The following is a 1,901-nucleotide window of genomic DNA, read 5'->3' on the forward strand; positions in this document are numbered from 1 at the left end:
CCGCCCCCGGCGGGGGCCGCCGGGCGCGCCCCCCCGCCGGGGCAACCCGCCGGGCGGGGGGGCCGCCCCCCCCGGGGGGCCCGGCCCTCTCGTTCTGTCGTGCGTGCGTCCTTGTCGTGCGTGCGGTCGTGCCGCAGGCGGCCGTCAGCTCAGGCCCGGCGCGGTCAGCGCCAGCACCCCGATCACGACGGCAGCCACCCAGCACAGGACGACGTCGAAGCCACGGCTGCGGACGACGAGCCCGACCGGGCCGGTCGCGGAGGTCGCGCGCCAGGTGCCCGCGACCGCCAGCGTGAGCGCCACGACGCCGGTCCCCAGACGTGCCCCGACGAGCACGCCCAGCACGACGGCGAGGACGATGCCGCTCAGCACCGTGACGATGGCCCGCTCGGGGCCGGGCACCGCGCGCAGAGTCTCGTCGTGCTCGGCGTCGACGGCGTGCCACTTGGGCGCGGGCCTGCGCCCTCCGGGAGGGTCGGGCAGCGCACGGGGTTCCACGGCAGTCGAGCCTACCGGTCGTCGGGCACGAGCCCGCCCTCGGGTCAGGGTTACGGTGAGCAGCGTGCCCGAGCCCACGACCACCGTCCCCTCCCCCGCTCTCCCGCCGCCCCGGTCGGTCGTCGTGGTCGGCGCCGGCCTCGCGGGCGCGCAGACGGTCGCGGCGCTGCGCACGCACGGCTTCGACGGCCGCATCACGCTGCTCGGCGCGGAGGGCGTGCCCCCCTACGACCGCCCGCCCCTGTCCAAGGAGCTGCTGACCCGGCCGGAGCCGGTGTGGCTCAGCGACGACCTCGGCGTCGACGTCGAGGCGCTCGCCGACGACGTGCGGCTGGCCGAGCCGGCCCAGGGGCTGGCCCTGCGGCCGGACGGCGCGGTCGTCACGACGGCGCGCGGGACGGTCGAGGCGGACGCCGTCGTGCTCGCGGTGGGGTCCGTCCCCGTGGTGCCGCCGGGCTTCGCGTCGTCCGACCTGCTGCACACGGCCGCGGACGCCGCGCGCCTGCGCGGAGCGCTGCGCCCCGGGCTGCGCCTCGTGATCGTCGGCGCCGGCTGGATCGGTGCCGAGCTCGCGGGGGTCGCGGCGGGTGCGGGTGCGGAGGTCACCGTGCTCGAGGCCGCCGACGCACCCCTGTCGCGCCAGCTCGGACCTGAGGTGGGCGGCCACCTCGTCCGGTGGTACGCCGAGGCCGGGGTCCGGCTGCGGACCGGCGCCGCCGTGGCCGCCGTCGACGGCTCCGGCGTGCGGCTGTCCGGCGGCGAGCACGTCCCCGCGGACCTCGTGCTCACGGCCGTCGGGGCGCGCCCGGCCTCGGACTGGCTGTCCGGAACCTTGCCCCTGGACCCGCGGGGCGCCCTCGTGGTGGACGCCGACGGGCGCGTCCCCGGCCACCCGCGAGCGTGGGCGGTGGGCGACGTCGCCACCCGCGCGCACGCCGTCTTCGGCACCGTCCCCGGCGGCCACTGGTCCGCGGCGCTGCACGACCCGGACGCCACCGTGCGCGCGATGCTCGGCGTCGGCGGCGGCGCGGCGCACGCGCCGTACGTGTTCTCCCAGCAGCTGGGGCACGACCTGGCCCTGCTCGGACTGCCTGCCGCGGACTCGCCCGTGGTGCTGCGGGACGCCCCCGGCGACGGCCCCTGGGCGGCGCTGTACCTCGACCCGCAGGAGACGGCGGGCGGGTCGGCCGGAACCGTGGCGACCGTGCGCGCCGTCCTCCTCGTCGACTCCCCCCGCGACGTGGGCGGCGTGCGCCGGCTCATGGCCCGCGGCGAGCCGTTGCGCCTCGACCTGGCGCGTGCCACCGACCCCGCCGTCCGCCTGAAGGACGCCGTCGCCGCCCCCGCCTGACGCAACGAGCGTGCTGACTTGATCCTCAAGAACGCTGTTTGAGGATCAAGTC

The 1,901-nt window shown here is 78.5% G+C and carries 2 protein-coding genes; one reads left to right on the forward strand and one right to left on the reverse strand.

Going from position 1 to position 1,901, the window contains the following annotated elements; translation table 11 throughout:
- Positions 1–144: 144 nt before the first annotated feature.
- Complete coding sequence (locus ACFT55_RS20080; protein WP_380245622.1) at positions 145–498, reverse strand: DUF3017 domain-containing protein; 354 nt, start codon at positions 496–498, stop codon at positions 145–147.
- 64 nt (positions 499–562) lie between these two features.
- Here ACFT55_RS20080 and ACFT55_RS20085 point away from each other — a divergent pair, with 64 nt between their 5' ends.
- A complete protein-coding gene (locus tag ACFT55_RS20085; protein ID WP_380245623.1) occupies positions 563–1,849 on the forward strand; it encodes an NAD(P)/FAD-dependent oxidoreductase in 1,287 nt (428 codons plus the stop codon).
- Positions 1,850–1,901 lie beyond the last annotated feature (52 nt).

Origin of the sequence: Isoptericola sp. NPDC057191 (genome assembly GCF_042670225.1) — a bacterium.
GTDB lineage: Bacteria > Actinomycetota > Actinomycetes > Actinomycetales > Cellulomonadaceae > Isoptericola.